Raw genomic sequence first — 15,607 nt, 5'->3', positions numbered from 1 at the left:
TTATTTTTTTGCTTTATCCGCAGAAAGCTCCCCTACGGTGGTGTATTCGCATTTACCGCCTTCAGGATCACCCACCTGTACCGGAAGGCTGTCATCCATCTGCCACTGGAACCAGCCTCCATCATAAAGCTTTGCATTGGAATAGCCGTTTTCATAGCAGATCAGGAATGGGATGGTGGCTCTCCAGCCTGTACCGCAGTAAAATGCCAGTTCATTGTCAAGGGAGGCCCCGGATTCTTTTAAAAATCCTTCCACCACATCCACACCGGCCGTTGTTCCATCTTCCTTGTTATAAGACCCGTCGTCTGTATCATGTCCCCAAATCGCACCCTTTGGTTCTCCTGCCTTGTCAATATATCCGTATCCGCTGGTCTCTCCTGAAAACTCCGCCTTGCTTCTGATGCTCACTAATTTGAAATTGCTGTCATTTTCAAGCTTCTCTTTGACATCCTCAATAGTGATAATATATTCCGGATGAGCAGGAACGGTTGTTCCAAAACCCTTGTCATTGGCCTTGGGCTTATTGCTGCCTTTTTCCATGGCATATCCGGACTTTGTCCAGGCCTCTAACCCGCCGTCTAAGCATTTTACATTTTCCACCCCTGCCCAGAGCAGCGTGAATGCAACTCTGTCATCCGCAGAGTTTACTCCATCGGCTCCATAGCAGATTACAGTAGTATCCTTTGTTATTCCGTAATCAGCCATCAGCTTTTTAATTTCCTCCGGTGTGCGGATGTTCCAGTACTCTTCAGATTCTATATCATCTGTATTCATATGATAAGCGCCTTTGATATGCCCTTCTGTGTATGCAGGATTATCTGCTTCCTCACCCCATGCACATTCCAGAATCACATAATCTGAGGACTCTTTCTGATTCCCGTCAATCACGCTCTGCACCCAGTCCGGCGATACGTACACTTTTTTTTGATCCACCGGATCGGCTTTTACATCAGAGGTTTCTTTCTCTCCTGCCATCTTTTCCCTGTCAGCAGGCTTACTTTCAGAATTTGCTGCACATCCTGCCAGCAGTGATGCAGCCATAGCCATGCAAAGCAATGGACTCAATATCCCTTTTTTCATAATACTTCTTCTCCCATTAAGTATGTTTTTTGCTATTTCTATTATAAAGGGGGACTGCTTCCCAGTCTAATTGATTTATTCAATAAGTAAGGGGTTACTAATAGATGTCATCTATATATTATGTCATTTTTTGTTTCAATTCAGGAAAATCTTCTTCGAAATCTCCAACTGACTGCAGTTTCTGCAAGGTCCCTCCAAAAATATCCAGTCCATATTCTATGGGACATGAACTGCAAGGGGTTTTTATGAAGGAAATTCCGAAAATGTCAGTCAAAGTAAAATAATTACTTAGTTAACTATTGATTTTGTCCGTCATATATGTTACATTATTAACAAATAAAAACATGGTATGATAAATACCTGCGGAAAGGAGATAATTATATGCTGACTACATTCAAAGCTACTGCAAAAAAATTACCCAACGGTTTACAGGTTGAAACCAATTCAAGAGGTTTTAAAATACTACTTGATGAGCCTGAAGATCTGGGAGGAACAAATGCTGCTATGAACCCTGTGGAAGCACTTTTATGCGCACTGGGGGCATGTCAGTCAATTGTAGCTAGTGCATTTGCTGCTGCCCATGATGTTTCATTTGAAGAATTCCATGTTGAACTAGAAGGAGACTTAGATCCGGATGGCTTCCTGGGACTAGCCGATGTAAGAAACGGTTTTCAGGAAATTCGCTTTGTAATGCATTTTAAAACCAACGAACCCAAAGAAAAGATTGAAAAATTTGCCAAATTTATTGAGCAGACCTGCCCTGTAGGTGATTGTTTATCAAATGGCGTGAAATTAGTATTATCAGGGGTTGCCATCGACTAATTAATAGGTACAGCAAAAGAGCCTTTTATCATTGGCTCTTTTGCTTATCCGGATAAAAAGAAAAGGAGAATATCACATGATTATAAAGATGCCGGCTATTCCAGGCGGAAAAATGAGTAAAGTAGGGAAAATAAATGTAAACGCAGGGGATAAAGTAGATGCCGGCGTCATTCTGGTGCAGGTGGAAACAGCAAAGGGGAACCGCCCGGTAAAAGCAGTTTCGGAAGGTACGGTATGTAAAATATTATGTGAAGAAGGTGCCGAAATTGCTCCCGGTGCCCCCATGTTTGAAATTACAGAATATCAGGCTGATGAAAAACCAGCAAAAGAAGATTTTAATGACATGACACAAACAGGTACCACACAGCTTTCCGCGGATTTACTTATCATCGGCGGAGGCCCCGGGGGATATGTGGCAGCCATATATGCGGCTAAGAACGGACGAACGGTAACTCTGGTGGAAAAATCCCAGTTAGGCGGAACTTGCCTGAACGTTGGCTGCATTCCTACAAAGGCGCTTGTAAAATCTGCAGAAATTTGCCACAGCGTAAACAATGCATCTGTTTTTGGTGTTGAAATTGACGGCAATATAAGGGTTAATATGAAGAAGGTCATAGATCGCAAGGATCAGGTAAAGAACAAACTTGTTTCCGGTATTGACTATCTTATGAATAAAAATAATATCAATGTAATTTCCGGCCAGGCTTCTTTTATGGATCAGCATACCGTTGCTGTGACTGGAAATGAAAGCTGTATAATAAAGGCAAAGGATATTATAATAGCAACAGGGTCTAAGATTTCAAAACCGCCGATCCCGGGCATGGATCTGCCTTTTGTGCGGAACAGCACCACTGCATTGTCCGATACGGAACTGCCAAAATCCATTGCAATTATCGGCGGCGGGGTCATTGGTATGGAATTCGCATTTCTCTACAGAAACTTAGGCGTTGATGTACATGTCATTGAATTTATGGACCGGATCTTAACCATGGTAGACCATGAGATATCCAGTGAAATGCAGGCGATTGCAGAAGATGCCGGGATTAAAATCCATACCTGTTCAAAAGTCCTGAAAATCCAAAGCTCCATGAATGGCACGGCAGTCACTTCTTATGAGGATAAAAATGGGGAGCACCTGCTGGTAAGCGATAAGGTTTTGGTTGCCATCGGGAGAGAGCCTGATTTGGAAGGATTATCCCTTGAGCTCAGCGGGGTTTTATTAAACAGCAGGGGAAGGGGCATTGAAGTAAATTCTGCCATGCGCACAAATATTGACCATATATATGCAATCGGCGACGTTACCGATAAGATCCAGCTGGCCCACGTAGCTTCCCATCAGGGTATGGTAGCCGTAGACAACCTATTAGGGAAACACACAGCAATGGATTACTCTGCCGTTCCCAATGTTATATTTACTACCCCGGAAATAGCAAGCGTGGGCATAAATGAGGACGAGGCAAGGGCAAAAGGCCTGAACATCTCCATCGGCAGATTTTCATTTGAAGGAAATGGAAAAGCCTTAACAATGAATGAGCCCCGAGGTTTTATCAAGCTGTTAAAAGACAATGAATCTCAAAAGATAATAGGCGGATCTATCATTGGCCCGGATGCTTCCTCCTTAATAAGTACATTGACATTGGCAATCGCAAATGGATTTACAGAAAAACAAATAACGGAAACAATATTTTCACACCCAACAACCAGCGAGGTGATACATGAAGCTGCACTGGATTTTGGAATCGGAGCTTTGCACCAGTAATGAAAAAAATAATAATTTCAAAAGAATTTGATCCGTATTTTAATATCGCTGCCGAACACCAGTTATTTCTTTCCTCCGATGATGATATTCACTTGTTTTTATGGCAAAATGATGCTTCTGTTATTATAGGAAGAAACCAGAATCCATACGCCGAATGTAATCTTTCCTACCTTAAAGAACATAATATTAAGGCGGTACGCAGATTTTCCGGCGGCGGTGCCGTATATCATGATATGGGAAATGTTAATTTTACCTTTATTACCAAAGAGGCCTCAGCAGGTCATGTCCGGTTTGTCGAGCTTATACAATCCGCCATGTTGAAACTGGGGATTGATTGCGAATTTAGCGGGAGAAATGATTTACTGTATAAAAACCAAAAATTTTCCGGACATGCTTACTATACGGACAACGATAATTACATGTATCACGGCACAATTTTAGTCCATGTGGATTTTGACCAGCTGGAAAAAGCACTTACTCCATCTATATTAAAGTTAAAGTCCAAAGGGATTGAATCCGTTAAAAGCAGGGTGATCAATTTATCAGATATTAATAAAGAAATCACTACAGAAAAGGTAATAGAGGCATTGATTAAGACCTTTGACTGCAAAGATACAGAGTATATCAGCAAAGCTAATTTTGATGCACCCTTAGAATCACTCCTCTCCTCATATGACTGGCTGTATGGTCAATCTCCGGATTTTGATGTTGTATTGGAGCGTAAATATTCCTTTGGAAATGTATCCGTTTCGATTCAATCATCGGATGGATTCATACAAACTGCCAAAATCAGCACCGACAGTCTGCAGCTTTTTGATTTTAAGATATGGGAAAATCATCTAATAGGTATCCCTTTTAATGAAACAGCAATATGGGAATGTCTGGACCAGCACTTTTTAAACCATTGAGAACTGTCAAATTTTTGCCCTGCCATCAAAAAAAGGATAGTATAAGGAACCCTTTTATGTTAATATAAAGGATATAAACAAAAAGGAATTAGATGGTGATTATTATGTTTGATTTAGACGACTGCATTGCTTTTATTACCTGTAGAAGCGCAAGGAAATTAGCTGATTGTTTGGAAAAACGATTGAACTATCATAATATTACAAGATCCCAATGGATTGCATTATATTATATAAAGAACAACAACATGATTACCCAAAAACAATTATCGGATAAGATGTCGTTAAAGGAGCCAAGTGTCGTCCGATTGGTTGATAAGATGGAAATCTTAGGCTGGGTAAACCGGGTAAATAACGAAAGCGACAAAAGAACAAAATTACTGACGCTTACCAGTAACGGGCAAAAAATTGAAACTGAAATGCAGGCAATCGCTGAGAAATTTAAGTCAGACGTACTTAACGGACTTTCCCAGCAGGATCTGGATAACTTCAAGTCAACCTTAAGCAAAATGCTTGAAAATATTGATTCTGCTTCGTGATTTGCCTGCTTCTGATTCCTTTCTATCCGTTCCTTCTGCCTTCTGCGTTCTATAAAAATGCCGCGGAATATCGGAACCAAAAACACCATGTATAAAGGGGAACAATCACCTCTTTTATGCATGGTCTTTTTGATCATTCGTTATTGGCCTTTATTCCATTGATCCAGAATCTGCTGAATTTTTTCGCCGCATCGTTTTCCTTTGCAACTGCCATTGCCAGTATTGGTTTTACTCCAGACTTTCTCAACGGTATCTGCACCTTCTGAAATCGCCTTTTTTATTGTTTGTCTGGAAACTCCTTTGCAGATACATACCTTTGTTAATTGATCTATGATTTCCTGGTTGTCCATAAATAAAAGATTCCTTTCTGCTATTTTTATGCTATTTATCTTGATTTACAAATATAATGATCCCCCCTGCCAAGATGATAATTCCTATCAATATCAATACCCATGGAGCTATTGGATTTATCTTTCCTGCTATAAACATTGATGTTGAACCTTCGGCCCCGCCTATCATTGTAACAGCACCATTCTTTTTTAACCATGTACCTGCGATTGTCAGGACAACCCCCACGATACCTGTGATTACACAAATCCATTTTTTCATTCCCTTTGCCCCTCTTTCACAAATTAGAATATTTTATCAATCTCTGTCATAATTATAGCACAATTCCTCCCTTATATCACTCCCATTCCTAACAGAAAAGGAGACTGCCATATCAGCAACCTCCCTTTCCTGATGGGTATACGCTATATTTCAAGAATCCGGCTGCATTTCAGCGTCCCAATTTCCGGCACACGTTTTGCACAAGGCTATGGGGAACCAGCAATTATCACCATATGGAAAGGCTTTCTTCATAAGTGTAATCGCCTCCCTTAACACAGTATTTGGTTTGGCCTGGCATTATGATTTCAGCCGTCACTCCTTCTGGTACTACAACATGCAGTTGAAATTTATTGTCATAAATTTTCCAATTGGATACAATTTCCCCCTTGATACTGTTATAATTGCAGTTCACATAGGTAAAGCTGCCACCAGGAACAGGCTGTATTCTTATTTTACCAAATCCTGGTTCCAGAGGTCTGATTCCTGCGCAGTATTCGAATAGCCAAGATACCACCGCTCCCGGGGCAAAATGATTGTGGGAATCAACCGGTTTTCCTTCTTCGGTTAAGCCATCCCAGCTTTCCCAGGTTGTGGTTGCACCCTTTGTTACCGCATAAAGCCATCCAGGCTGTTTCACATTCTCCAGCAATCCATATGCCGTATCTCTATAGCCATAATCTGATAATACATCCAGCACCTTGCATGTTGTATGAAAACCGGTACCAATGCGGTAATCATTTGCAATGCACCTTTCATTTAAGTCAGCGGCTGCCTGTTTCGCCAATTCACCCTCTAGGAGTCCATGAGCAAGGGGACGTACATATCTGCATTGACGCTTTGATTTCACTCTGCCATTTTTCAAAAATTCTTTATCATATGCTTTTTTGATATTCTCAGCAAGCTCCAGATAAGATTTTCTTTCATCTTCTTTTCCAAGAACCTCTGCCATATGAGCGGTCTGTGTCACCAGAGTGTAGAACCATGCAGTTGTAAACTCGGTATCCGGACACAACATTGCTTTAAAAAAATCCTGATACATTGGATGTCCGGGTTCCAGCCATTCTCCATAATGGAAACCTGTTTCGATGATGTATTTCCGATGTTTTCCATGCTTATAGAACAATAATTTGTTTCTTTTTTTTGCGCGGTTCTCATTAAATGTTACGAAACGTTTTACGCAATCATATACCGATTCTAAATCTTCCTTTTCTCCATAGAACTGGTAAAGTACCTCTGAAATATTAGCAATTGCTGTCGACCAGCCCATACAGCCTCTTCGCGCCGGCGGTTTTCCCGCACAAGGAATCACATAGGGAAGGTTCCCATCTTCAGACTGTTCCAACACATAATCATTCAGCCATTTTTTCAGAAATTTTCTTGGATTGCTGATATAGCATGCCGTTTTGGAAAAAACAGACATATCTGCCGTCCAGCCAGAGCGTTCTCTTGTTGGACAATCTCCTGGAATATCTACGAAATTGCTCTTTTGGCTCCATCTGACATTTTCCACCAGTTTGTTTACTAATTCATTGGAACAGGTAAAATTTCCAACAAACGGAATCTGGGAGTATACCGCAATTCCCTCAAAATTCTCTGCCTTCACTTCTTCTGGCCAGTTTTCCAGAAGAACATACCGGAATCCGCTGATTAAAAACTGCGGTTCATAAGTCTGTTCTCCATCTTTTAAGATATATTCCAGACGCTGTCCTACCGCTCCGCTTATGCTGCCGGCACCTTCTGCCACAAGATTTTTCATAGTAAAATCTCCATGTTCATCCAGACATTCTCCCATGGTAAGCGTTACCATAATACCTGATTTTCCTGTGACCTTAAATTTCACATGACCCGCAAAATTCTGACCCATATCAAGCACGGTATTACCATCTGGTGTATGCCGTACGGTTGGGACAAAATGCTCATGACAAAGAACCTGTTCCCCCTCCTGAAGTATCAGCCGACCATGATATTGACTGGAAATTCCATTCTTCCACCCGGCATCATCGTATTCAGGCTTCATCCAGTTTTCCAATTCCATCGTTGCATCATAGCGTTCTATTGTTTTTAAATTATTTTCCCGCAGGGCTCCATGTGAGGTAACTTTCCAGGATTCATCCGTCACTATATCCTCACAGCTTCCGTCCTCATACATAAGCTGAAGGATCGCAAAGAACTTCGTCTTCGTTCCATATGTATTTCGAATACTCCCAATATCAATACATCCCCGATACCATCCGTCTCCTACTATTGCGGAAATAATATTCGTTCCCTGATTTAAGAGTTCTGTTACATCATATTTCTGAAACTGAAGACGATAATGATAATCGGTGTAACCTGGAGTAAGCCTTTGGTTTCCAAGCCGCGTCCCATTCATATATCCAGTATATACACCAAGAGCTGTCATCCAAATGGAAGCCTGCCGGATTGGCTTTTCTATTTCTACTTTTTTTCTAATATAGACAGCCGGTTGCTCGATCTTGGGATCTATCTCTCGCTCAAGTTCTATAAAGGAGCGATTCCAATTTATTTGATTCATTCTACTTTTCACCTTTTTTTAGAAGCTCTGCTTTCATCTGTTCCAGTTTTGGATCTACATTGGTAAAGGAAAGGCAAATGACTACAATCAGATTAAGCACCAACGGAATAAATGCCACCGCATATCGTTCAAAACCAATGGTATAGGCTGACTGTGCCATTCCTGCTGAAACCAGACTTCCATCATAATGAGCCAATTCCAGGATTAATCCAGTTACAGTAGCGCCTAAGCCTAAGCCAATCTTATTACAGAAGCTTGTTGCACTCATTAAGGTACCTGATGCATTTATCTTGAATTGATACTCGCCATAATCACAGATATTAGCAAGCCTTGCTGTAAAGCAGGCTGCAAAAGTAGATCCGCATAATCCGGCAAATACAACTCCCGCAAAATATACTGGTATGTTACTGTTAATCAGGCCAGATGCCTGTATTGCAACGCCGATCATATAGCCGATTCTTCCATAAACCAGTGTTTTTTGATGACCTGCTTTCTTTGCAACCGCTACAGCCATGGGCAGTCCAAGAAGGGTAGGTGCCAGTAAGGCAATGGTGACCATAGCGTATAACTCTGGATTCCCAAATAAGTCTCTGCAGAAATATACACCCATACCAGTGGTAATTCCGTTGATCAGATTGATCAGCAAGCCTGCAATTACAGCATTAATATAATAAGAATTATGTCTTATTGCATATAAGACTGCTTTTAACGGAACCTTAGGCTGCTCTATCTTGTCCGTGTTTTCTTGAAATTCTCTCAAACGTAAAAACGATAAAGTACCAGCTACCAAAACAATTGCAGAATACATAAACATAGTCTTACTATATCCGCTCTGGGTATATCCAAGTTTGCTCAGCAGCACAGATGCCACCGCAGTAGCTGCTAACCCACCAATATACACCCCTGCCATATTGGAAGCTCCAAACTTATTGCGCTCTCCGGAATCCTTGGTAAGATAAACAATCATGGTATTTGAAGCAACCCCCTGTACCGTACCAAAAATCGTCATAATGAAAAAGTATGTAACAGCAAGCCATACAATCTTGACTCCATTGCTCATAGTTCCAGGTACATTAAAAATAGAAATCAACGAAATGGTTAATCCGATGGTTCCTACAAGCAGCCATGGTCTTGCCTTTCCAAATCTGGTATTTGTTTTATCAATGACTCTTCCCATCAATAGATCACTGATTCCATCAGTGAATCGCATGGCTAGTACTACCATACCGATTGTTCCAGCTGAGACCAATGCGACATCCGTATAATATGCGGACAAAAACGAACTTAATAAATATTGTGGCAATATATATACCACCGCTGACAAGGCATATGCTAAATAGTCCAGTGTCCCGATTTTCCTGTGGTTCATTTCCCTTCTCCTTCCAAATATGCATTATTATTTACCTTTTGCACATCTATTGTAATATACTATTATCTTGTTTATAATCACTTTTTGTTTACAAAAATATATAAATCGTACATAATAATAGAAAAGGAGATTACTATGGCGTACAACTATTACAATATTCCGTTCATCAGTATCAACACCATGACAAATGAAAAAATAAAAGAGAAACACCAGCCGCGTTTATCTGAGCAGTTAGGTGCAGATAACGTTGCGCTCTTAACCCCCTTTCGAAAGGGACATTTTCAAATCAATGGCGTTGAACATTACCATCCTGCCTTCCTGGTATCGGAAGCTGCAAAACAAAATCTGATATATCCACAAGGATTTTTAATTATGGATGCCAGAAAAGGTTACTACACCGATCGATCCTATTTAGATTCCTTTGAGCTGAGATATACGCTGGAAGGAGAAGGTTTTTTAGAATATAACGGACGTAAATATACTTTACGTCCAGGGGAAGGTTATTGGATTGATTGCAAAAAGCCGCACTATTACGGAACAACGGATACAAAATGGACAAGCACAATCTTTCATATCAATGGAAGCTATGCCCAATGTATTTATGATCAATTTGCTTTAAATAATCATGTTAAATTTTCCAAACAAAATTGTCCGAATTTTGAAATGCTGCAAATGCAGGTATTAAAAGCCGCATCCAAGCATATTCCATTTTGGGAATATCAGATTTCCTGTTACCTGAATATCTTACTAACGGAATTGCTGACTTCCCAGACAAATGAATCACATGCAGCTACCAAAACAGATACAATAGCAAACATTATTGCTTATGTAAGAGATAATTACGCCGATGATATTACCATTGAACATCTAATGCATCAATTTGGAATCAGCAGAACCCTTCTCTGCAAAAATTTCAAAACATATACTGGATTCAGCATCAAACAATATATCATTACGCTTCGTATTAATCATGCCAAATTTTTACTAACCACCACAAATTATAGTGTAGAGCATATCGGTGAATGTGTCGGCTTTCATAATACAACGCATTTTATTCAGCACTTCCATACGCAAATTGGATTAACACCATTGCAATTTCAAAAAAGCAGCTTAAAGGAGCTTCTTTGAATGCCTGAACACCCGCCAATTCTATCCTTAAGCCTTACTGCTTATCGTATAGAAACGCCGGGTGATAGGGTATGTCATATAAAGTTTTTAATTATTTATTTCAAAACAAAATCCTGGTCCGATATCATTGCACTGCTGAAATCCGAAAAATTCGCATGCTTCAACGCAAATCCTGTCTGATTAGCAAACTTAATGATTGTATGAATCGCCTGGTCATAACTCCTGCCGGACTCAAGTTTCTAACCAGTCAGCATAACTACCAGAAGTGATTTTACATTAACATCACGCAATTGGGTTGGGGGGAGAATTGATATCTAAATCGACATACTATTTTATCTACATCTTTTATACGTTCTAAGGCTCAGGAGAAATGTCCCTCGATCCGGATATGAGTTCCGGCCAATTTCAGCTTTTTGTATAGAAAAATAAGACCACTAACTTTATATCATAGTTAGTGGTCTTGTACGTTTTAGCTGAGCATCATATATTTCTCACATTCTCGGTTGTGCATACCCCATTCGACATATTGACCAATTTAATGTCGTTCCTTTAATTCTATCAGAAATATCCCATAGATTCTTTACAACTCGTAGTTCAACATTTCTTTCAAATAAAGCTGCAAATAAATCACTGATTATATACTTAGCAATCGGTATTTGTCTCACTTTAGATATATAATATCCTGCAATACTATCCTGCAATTCAAAATCTTTCGGGTCAAACTCATATATGAATAGGCTGGTATTTTTCATAGCTTCAAACCATTTACTTTCGATTATAACAACATGCTTAATATCTGGTGTTGTAAAATAAACTCTTTTGTCTTTTACTGAAGTTTTCTCCCCAACATGATATGTTATTCTCGGACAATTTCTTGGTGTCAGGAAATTTGGTAGGCGCTGTTCATCTATTGCCCATACTAAGCCAACACTTTTATCTAAGTCATTTCTTTCTGGAATTCTTGGATTAAAAATATCAATACTATCTTCTTCACTTACATGAAATAGCCGCATATTCCCACTTTCTTTCACACAATAATTTTAATATTATATTAGCTCAAAAACTACTAACTATCAATATTAAATTTCCAATGTACAGTAATTCATCAAATTCTAATTTTCTTCTCAAACATCTATCCTTTTTGTTATAATTACTACATTACATAGGAAGGACTATATCGGTAATGACAAAATATAAACCTTTTATAATTACATTAGTGCCGACAATATTATATTGTCTCATTTCTTTAACGTAATGTTGGATAAATGGGCAAGCAATGATTTCAACACATTTAGAACCTCATTATACTTGGCGATTTTTGCAATGTATCATTGCTACCATCATCGCAACATTTTTATATTTTTTAGAGAGCAAAATGCTACTGGTATTTCATTCCTCTAACTCTGGTGGTAACGGCACTTTTATATGTGCCAATAGTTAATCAGTATCCCTGTTGCGTTGGTGGATAAATTAAATTTTGATTTTATTGTAATATCAAATTTCAGTTTACCTGATTTATAGCAATAAAAAACTACTAACCCAATATTGATAGTTAGTAGTTCCTTTGCCCTTTTCTCTTTATTAACTTGGAATTTAATCATTCACGACACAAGCAAAATGGATGACCTGCCGGATCAATCATTGTGATAAAATCATCTCCACCAAATTGATCATTTGCTTTTATGGCACCTAGACTTTCCGCCTTTTTTGCCATCAATAAAACATCATCAACTTGAAAATCAAAATGCATCTGTTTTTGCTGTTCCCCATCCTTTTCCGGCCATACAGGACGTATATAATCAGGTTCTTCAATAAATAGAAATACAATTCCATTAGAACTTTTAACTGCTGGTCTGGCAAATAGTTCACACATTTCCCAACCTAATAATTCACCATAAAATGTTTGCAGTTTCTGTTCATCATCGCAATCAACCATAATGTTTCCCAATGTTACCTCTTGCTTCATGATTTATATACCTCCACTAACTTCCGATTTTCTAAATTAAGGATACACCAATCACTACTAACTATCAATATTAAATTTCCAATGTACAATAATACGTTAAATTCTAATTTTAATAGATTGAAATTCTTCATTTTGAGTATAAAAAAACCACCAACTTAATATTGATAGTTGGTAGTTTCCTTTTCATATTCCATTTTATTTGCTTCGCATTATGCTCATAATTTGTAGTTAACCTGTTCCATAAGAACAGGCTGTTCAAATTTTTGAAGTTCTACAAAAGAGGGTTCAATATAATGATACTGTTTTCTTATTGCCCAGAATCGAAGTGTTGCAGAGGGATTAACCTCCTCATCTCCATGATCTATTGAGAGCAAAATGTCAAAGGGGATTTGCGTATATTCACGTTCCAGTTGCTCTTTCCATGATATAATAATTCCTAATCCATATTTTACAAGCTCCACAAGATCAGTTGTATGAGCGAGATAAATCTCATTTCCGTCCCATTCCAAATCAGTCAGATTGACACTCGCATCTATTGGAGTTTTATCTATCCCACAGAAATTATCAACAACCCAATATGGCTGCCTAGTTTGATTTATTTTCATCAAAACAGGGTATTCCGTTCGATGATTGATATCTTTAATTGTAATATCTGACAGAATTTGTTCCATATCTGTATTGCATATCAAGTGCGACACCTCGCTTCACTAAATATAAATAATCTTCATTAGTAGAATACCAGAATACTTACTAACTATCAATATTAAATTTCCAATGTACAGTAATACGTCAAATACTAATTTACATAGCTAGTGATTTGCATGCATTTGCCTCCTTTTAATATTTTCACGCTCTTTTTCTGAAACATAACATAATATTTGAGAGACTAAATCTCTAATAAAACTCTTTTCCAATAAAGGAGCATTACCTTGTGAAATTCCCATAGTCGTATTTAACAATGGTATATCCAGCACTTTTATATCTGCCTTAATCTTATTTGTGATGCAATCCCATTCCTCTTTAATCTCTGAATAGTTTCTTCCAAATCGATCTAAGCTCAAAAGTACAAGAACTTTTTATTAAACCAATCCCAAGCGTAACTGCCTAAATCTACTCCATTTGCAAACAGTCCTAGCCATTTATTACCTACTTTTACAAAATCATTCTTGAAAATTGTTTCGGTAATATCGCCGGCTGTGCCTAACCAACCTATAGCATTGGTCACATCATAGTCAATCGCTTTATGACCATTCAACCAACGTTGACCGGCAATCGAGGGCACATGGAAGGACGCATGCAGTCAGATCAAGACTGTGGTTAACAAGGTTGTATTCCCGGCAATCCACCTGATTCCGGATTCTGCTCGCCTGCCTTGTGTTTGCCTTGACATGTCCGCTGTATATCTGGACTATACTCGGTTTATAATGAGCAAAGAGCCACTACACAAAGTTAATGTGTAGTGGCTAAATTGAATGTTAGTCAGATTCTTATACGTGGGTTGAACATCAACTTTGTACTAATTTTCGTGATAGGTATTTACTTTCTCTTCCTATAAAAAACAGACTTAAAATTAAGGTCAGAAATTCTGTAATCGGTGAGACAAGCCATACACCTGTCATACCAAACAGCGGTGGCAAAGTAAAAATACAAATGAGCAGAATAACCAAACCTCGAGCAGAAGATATGATAGCTGACTCCTTTGCCTTTCCAATTGATGTAAAGTAAAAAGAGGAAATTGTATTAATTCCCGAAAAAAGAAATGAAACAGCATAGATTATCACACCCGAATGCACCATCTGTTCCACGACAACACTTTTCACAAATAAACTGCTGTACCACCCGGAACCAACCAGCACAAGCAAAAGCACCACAGCTCCTGCAGTCAGCACCATGAAGTTGGTTATCCTACGCAGATTTACTGCAAGGAAATGTTCTTTTGACCCATAAGTAAAACTGATGAGAGGGCTTGCACCCTGACCGAAGCCGATAATCACCATGCTAAATATATAGCAAATATATCCAACAATGGTAAATGCAGTCACGCCATCCACACCAATATTTTTCAGTATAACATAATTATATGCAAACATAGAAATGCTCATCGACATTTCACCAACAAATTCTGAGCTGCCATTGAGTAGTGTGCTACCCAGTACGTCACCCGAAAAAGTAAATCTGCCGAATTTGTACACGCTTGACTTGCTTGTAAAAAAGTAGAGAATACACAAAAGGGTAACAACAGCAGCAAGTAAGGAGGCAGCAGCAATACCCTTTACACCCAAACCAAACCAACGGACAAACAAATAATCTAGTAGCATATTAAGCAGCACGTTCAAAATGTTGACTAGCATAAAATACTGAGGTTTGCCCTCTCCACGGATAAACATACCAAAGGATGCGTTTATCACCATAATCGGAAGTTCCAACAGCATAATGCCGTAATAGTCCGTGAAAAACCCCGCCACCTGTACATCAGCATTTAAGATATGAAGCATCGTATCAAGGCAGAGCCACACGATGACACTGAGCAGGATGGTCGCAGCCATTGCCGTACACATGGTCTGATTAAAAACACTGTTGCATTTTTTAATATCCTTACTACCAAGAGCCATTCCGGCGATTGCCACACCGCCTACAGACACCATAAGACCCACTGCAAGGTATAAATAGACAATCGGCAGTCCTAAGTTAACCGCAGCAAGACCTTCTTTTCCCACATAGTTTCCGATAAAAAAGCCATCGGTAACCGTAATCAGCGAGGTCAGCATCATTGCAATAATCGATGGAATCGAAAATTGTAAAATTGTTTTAATTTTGTTGTTTTGAATGCTTTCTAAGTTCATTTCTATTTCCTCCTATACCTATCGTTCATACTATATAGAATAAAGGAATGAAAA

The 15,607-nt window shown here is 38.9% G+C and carries 16 protein-coding genes and 1 pseudogene; 6 read left to right on the top strand and 11 right to left on the bottom strand.

Annotated features, from left to right (window positions below):
• A complete protein-coding gene (locus CLOSA_RS05980; protein WP_013271873.1) occupies positions 1–1,080 on the bottom strand; it encodes a sulfurtransferase in 1,080 nt (359 codons plus the stop codon).
• Between the two features lie 381 nt (positions 1,081–1,461).
• Between CLOSA_RS05980 and CLOSA_RS05975 the strand changes: the two genes are divergently transcribed.
• The 4 genes from CLOSA_RS05975 to CLOSA_RS05960 all read left to right on the top strand — a co-directional run bounded on the left by CLOSA_RS05975 (position 1,462) and on the right by CLOSA_RS05960 (position 5,105).
• Positions 1,462–1,902, top strand: a complete 441-nt coding sequence (locus CLOSA_RS05975) for an OsmC family protein (protein ID WP_013271872.1) — start codon at positions 1,462–1,464, stop codon at positions 1,900–1,902.
• Positions 1,903–1,978: 76 nt separating this feature from the next.
• Positions 1,979–3,661 (top strand): dihydrolipoyl dehydrogenase, encoded by a 1,683-nt coding sequence (gene lpdA, locus CLOSA_RS05970; protein WP_013271871.1) that lies wholly within the window; start codon positions 1,979–1,981, stop codon positions 3,659–3,661.
• Positions 3,661–4,569: a lipoate--protein ligase gene (locus CLOSA_RS05965; protein ID WP_013271870.1), complete on the top strand. Its 909-nt coding sequence runs from the start codon at positions 3,661–3,663 to the stop codon at positions 4,567–4,569. The genes lpdA and CLOSA_RS05965 overlap by 1 nt, the downstream gene beginning before the upstream one ends.
• A gap of 170 nt (positions 4,570–4,739) precedes the next feature.
• Positions 4,740–5,105 carry a MarR family winged helix-turn-helix transcriptional regulator gene (locus tag CLOSA_RS05960; protein ID WP_157668998.1) on the top strand — a complete coding sequence of 122 codons (366 nt, stop codon included), beginning with the start codon at positions 4,740–4,742 and terminating at the stop codon, positions 5,103–5,105.
• Between the two features lie 140 nt (positions 5,106–5,245).
• On the opposite strand, the gene CLOSA_RS23665 is transcribed toward CLOSA_RS05960, so the two are convergent.
• The 4 genes from CLOSA_RS23665 to CLOSA_RS05940 all read right to left on the bottom strand — a co-directional run bounded on the left by CLOSA_RS23665 (position 5,246) and on the right by CLOSA_RS05940 (position 9,616).
• On the bottom strand, positions 5,246–5,455 hold the full coding sequence (locus tag CLOSA_RS23665) for a (2Fe-2S)-binding protein (RefSeq protein ID WP_013271868.1): 210 nt from the start codon (positions 5,453–5,455) through the stop codon (positions 5,246–5,248).
• A gap of 31 nt (positions 5,456–5,486) precedes the next feature.
• Complete coding sequence (locus CLOSA_RS05950) at positions 5,487–5,714, bottom strand: hypothetical protein (RefSeq protein ID WP_013271867.1); 228 nt, start codon at positions 5,712–5,714, stop codon at positions 5,487–5,489.
• A 226-nt stretch (positions 5,715–5,940) separates the two neighbouring features.
• Positions 5,941–8,247 (bottom strand): family 78 glycoside hydrolase catalytic domain, encoded by a 2,307-nt coding sequence (locus tag CLOSA_RS05945; protein ID WP_013271866.1) that lies wholly within the window; start codon positions 8,245–8,247, stop codon positions 5,941–5,943.
• A gap of 1 nt (position 8,248) precedes the next feature.
• A complete protein-coding gene (locus tag CLOSA_RS05940) occupies positions 8,249–9,616 on the bottom strand; it encodes an MFS transporter (protein WP_013271865.1) in 1,368 nt (455 codons plus the stop codon).
• A 135-nt stretch (positions 9,617–9,751) separates the two neighbouring features.
• Here CLOSA_RS05940 and CLOSA_RS05935 point away from each other — a divergent pair, with 135 nt between their 5' ends.
• Positions 9,752–10,744 carry an AraC family transcriptional regulator gene (locus CLOSA_RS05935; RefSeq protein WP_013271864.1) on the top strand — a complete coding sequence of 331 codons (993 nt, stop codon included), beginning with the start codon at positions 9,752–9,754 and terminating at the stop codon, positions 10,742–10,744.
• A gap of 491 nt (positions 10,745–11,235) precedes the next feature.
• Here CLOSA_RS05935 and CLOSA_RS05925 read toward each other — a convergent pair whose 3' ends face one another.
• From CLOSA_RS05925 to CLOSA_RS05905, 5 genes are all read right to left on the bottom strand, one after another.
• The gene (locus tag CLOSA_RS05925) at positions 11,236–11,757 is read right to left on the bottom strand and encodes a DUF6886 family protein (protein WP_013271862.1); all 522 of its coding nucleotides are present in this window, start codon (positions 11,755–11,757) and stop codon (positions 11,236–11,238) included.
• A 584-nt stretch (positions 11,758–12,341) separates the two neighbouring features.
• Positions 12,342–12,710, bottom strand: coding sequence for a VOC family protein (locus CLOSA_RS05915; protein ID WP_013271860.1), 369 nt, complete (start codon positions 12,708–12,710; stop codon positions 12,342–12,344).
• Between the two features lie 215 nt (positions 12,711–12,925).
• Positions 12,926–13,381: a hypothetical protein gene (locus CLOSA_RS05910; RefSeq protein ID WP_049791642.1), complete on the bottom strand. Its 456-nt coding sequence runs from the start codon at positions 13,379–13,381 to the stop codon at positions 12,926–12,928.
• A 138-nt stretch (positions 13,382–13,519) separates the two neighbouring features.
• Positions 13,520–13,771: a recombinase family protein gene (locus CLOSA_RS22610; protein ID WP_157668997.1), complete on the bottom strand. Its 252-nt coding sequence runs from the start codon at positions 13,769–13,771 to the stop codon at positions 13,520–13,522.
• Positions 13,768–13,992, bottom strand: coding sequence for a hypothetical protein (locus CLOSA_RS05905; RefSeq protein ID WP_041708507.1), 225 nt, complete (start codon positions 13,990–13,992; stop codon positions 13,768–13,770). Before CLOSA_RS05905 ends, CLOSA_RS22610 begins: the two co-directional genes overlap by 4 nt.
• Here CLOSA_RS05905 and CLOSA_RS23555 point away from each other — a divergent pair.
• A pseudogene (locus CLOSA_RS23555) lies at positions 13,979–14,135 on the top strand (DUF3852 family protein); the annotation flags it as partial. The gene CLOSA_RS05905 and the pseudogene CLOSA_RS23555 sit on opposite strands and share 14 nt — an antisense overlap.
• An 80-nt stretch (positions 14,136–14,215) precedes the next feature.
• Here the strand turns inward: CLOSA_RS23555 and CLOSA_RS05900 are convergent.
• Positions 14,216–15,553 carry an MATE family efflux transporter gene (locus CLOSA_RS05900; protein WP_013271858.1) on the bottom strand — a complete coding sequence of 446 codons (1,338 nt, stop codon included), beginning with the start codon at positions 15,551–15,553 and terminating at the stop codon, positions 14,216–14,218.
• Positions 15,554–15,607: the final 54 nt, after the last annotated feature.

It is taken from the genome of [Clostridium] saccharolyticum WM1, from assembly GCF_000144625.1.
In the GTDB taxonomy this organism is placed as follows: domain Bacteria; phylum Bacillota; class Clostridia; order Lachnospirales; family Lachnospiraceae; genus Lacrimispora; species Lacrimispora saccharolytica.
This window is presented reverse-complemented; position numbering and strand designations above follow the sequence as displayed.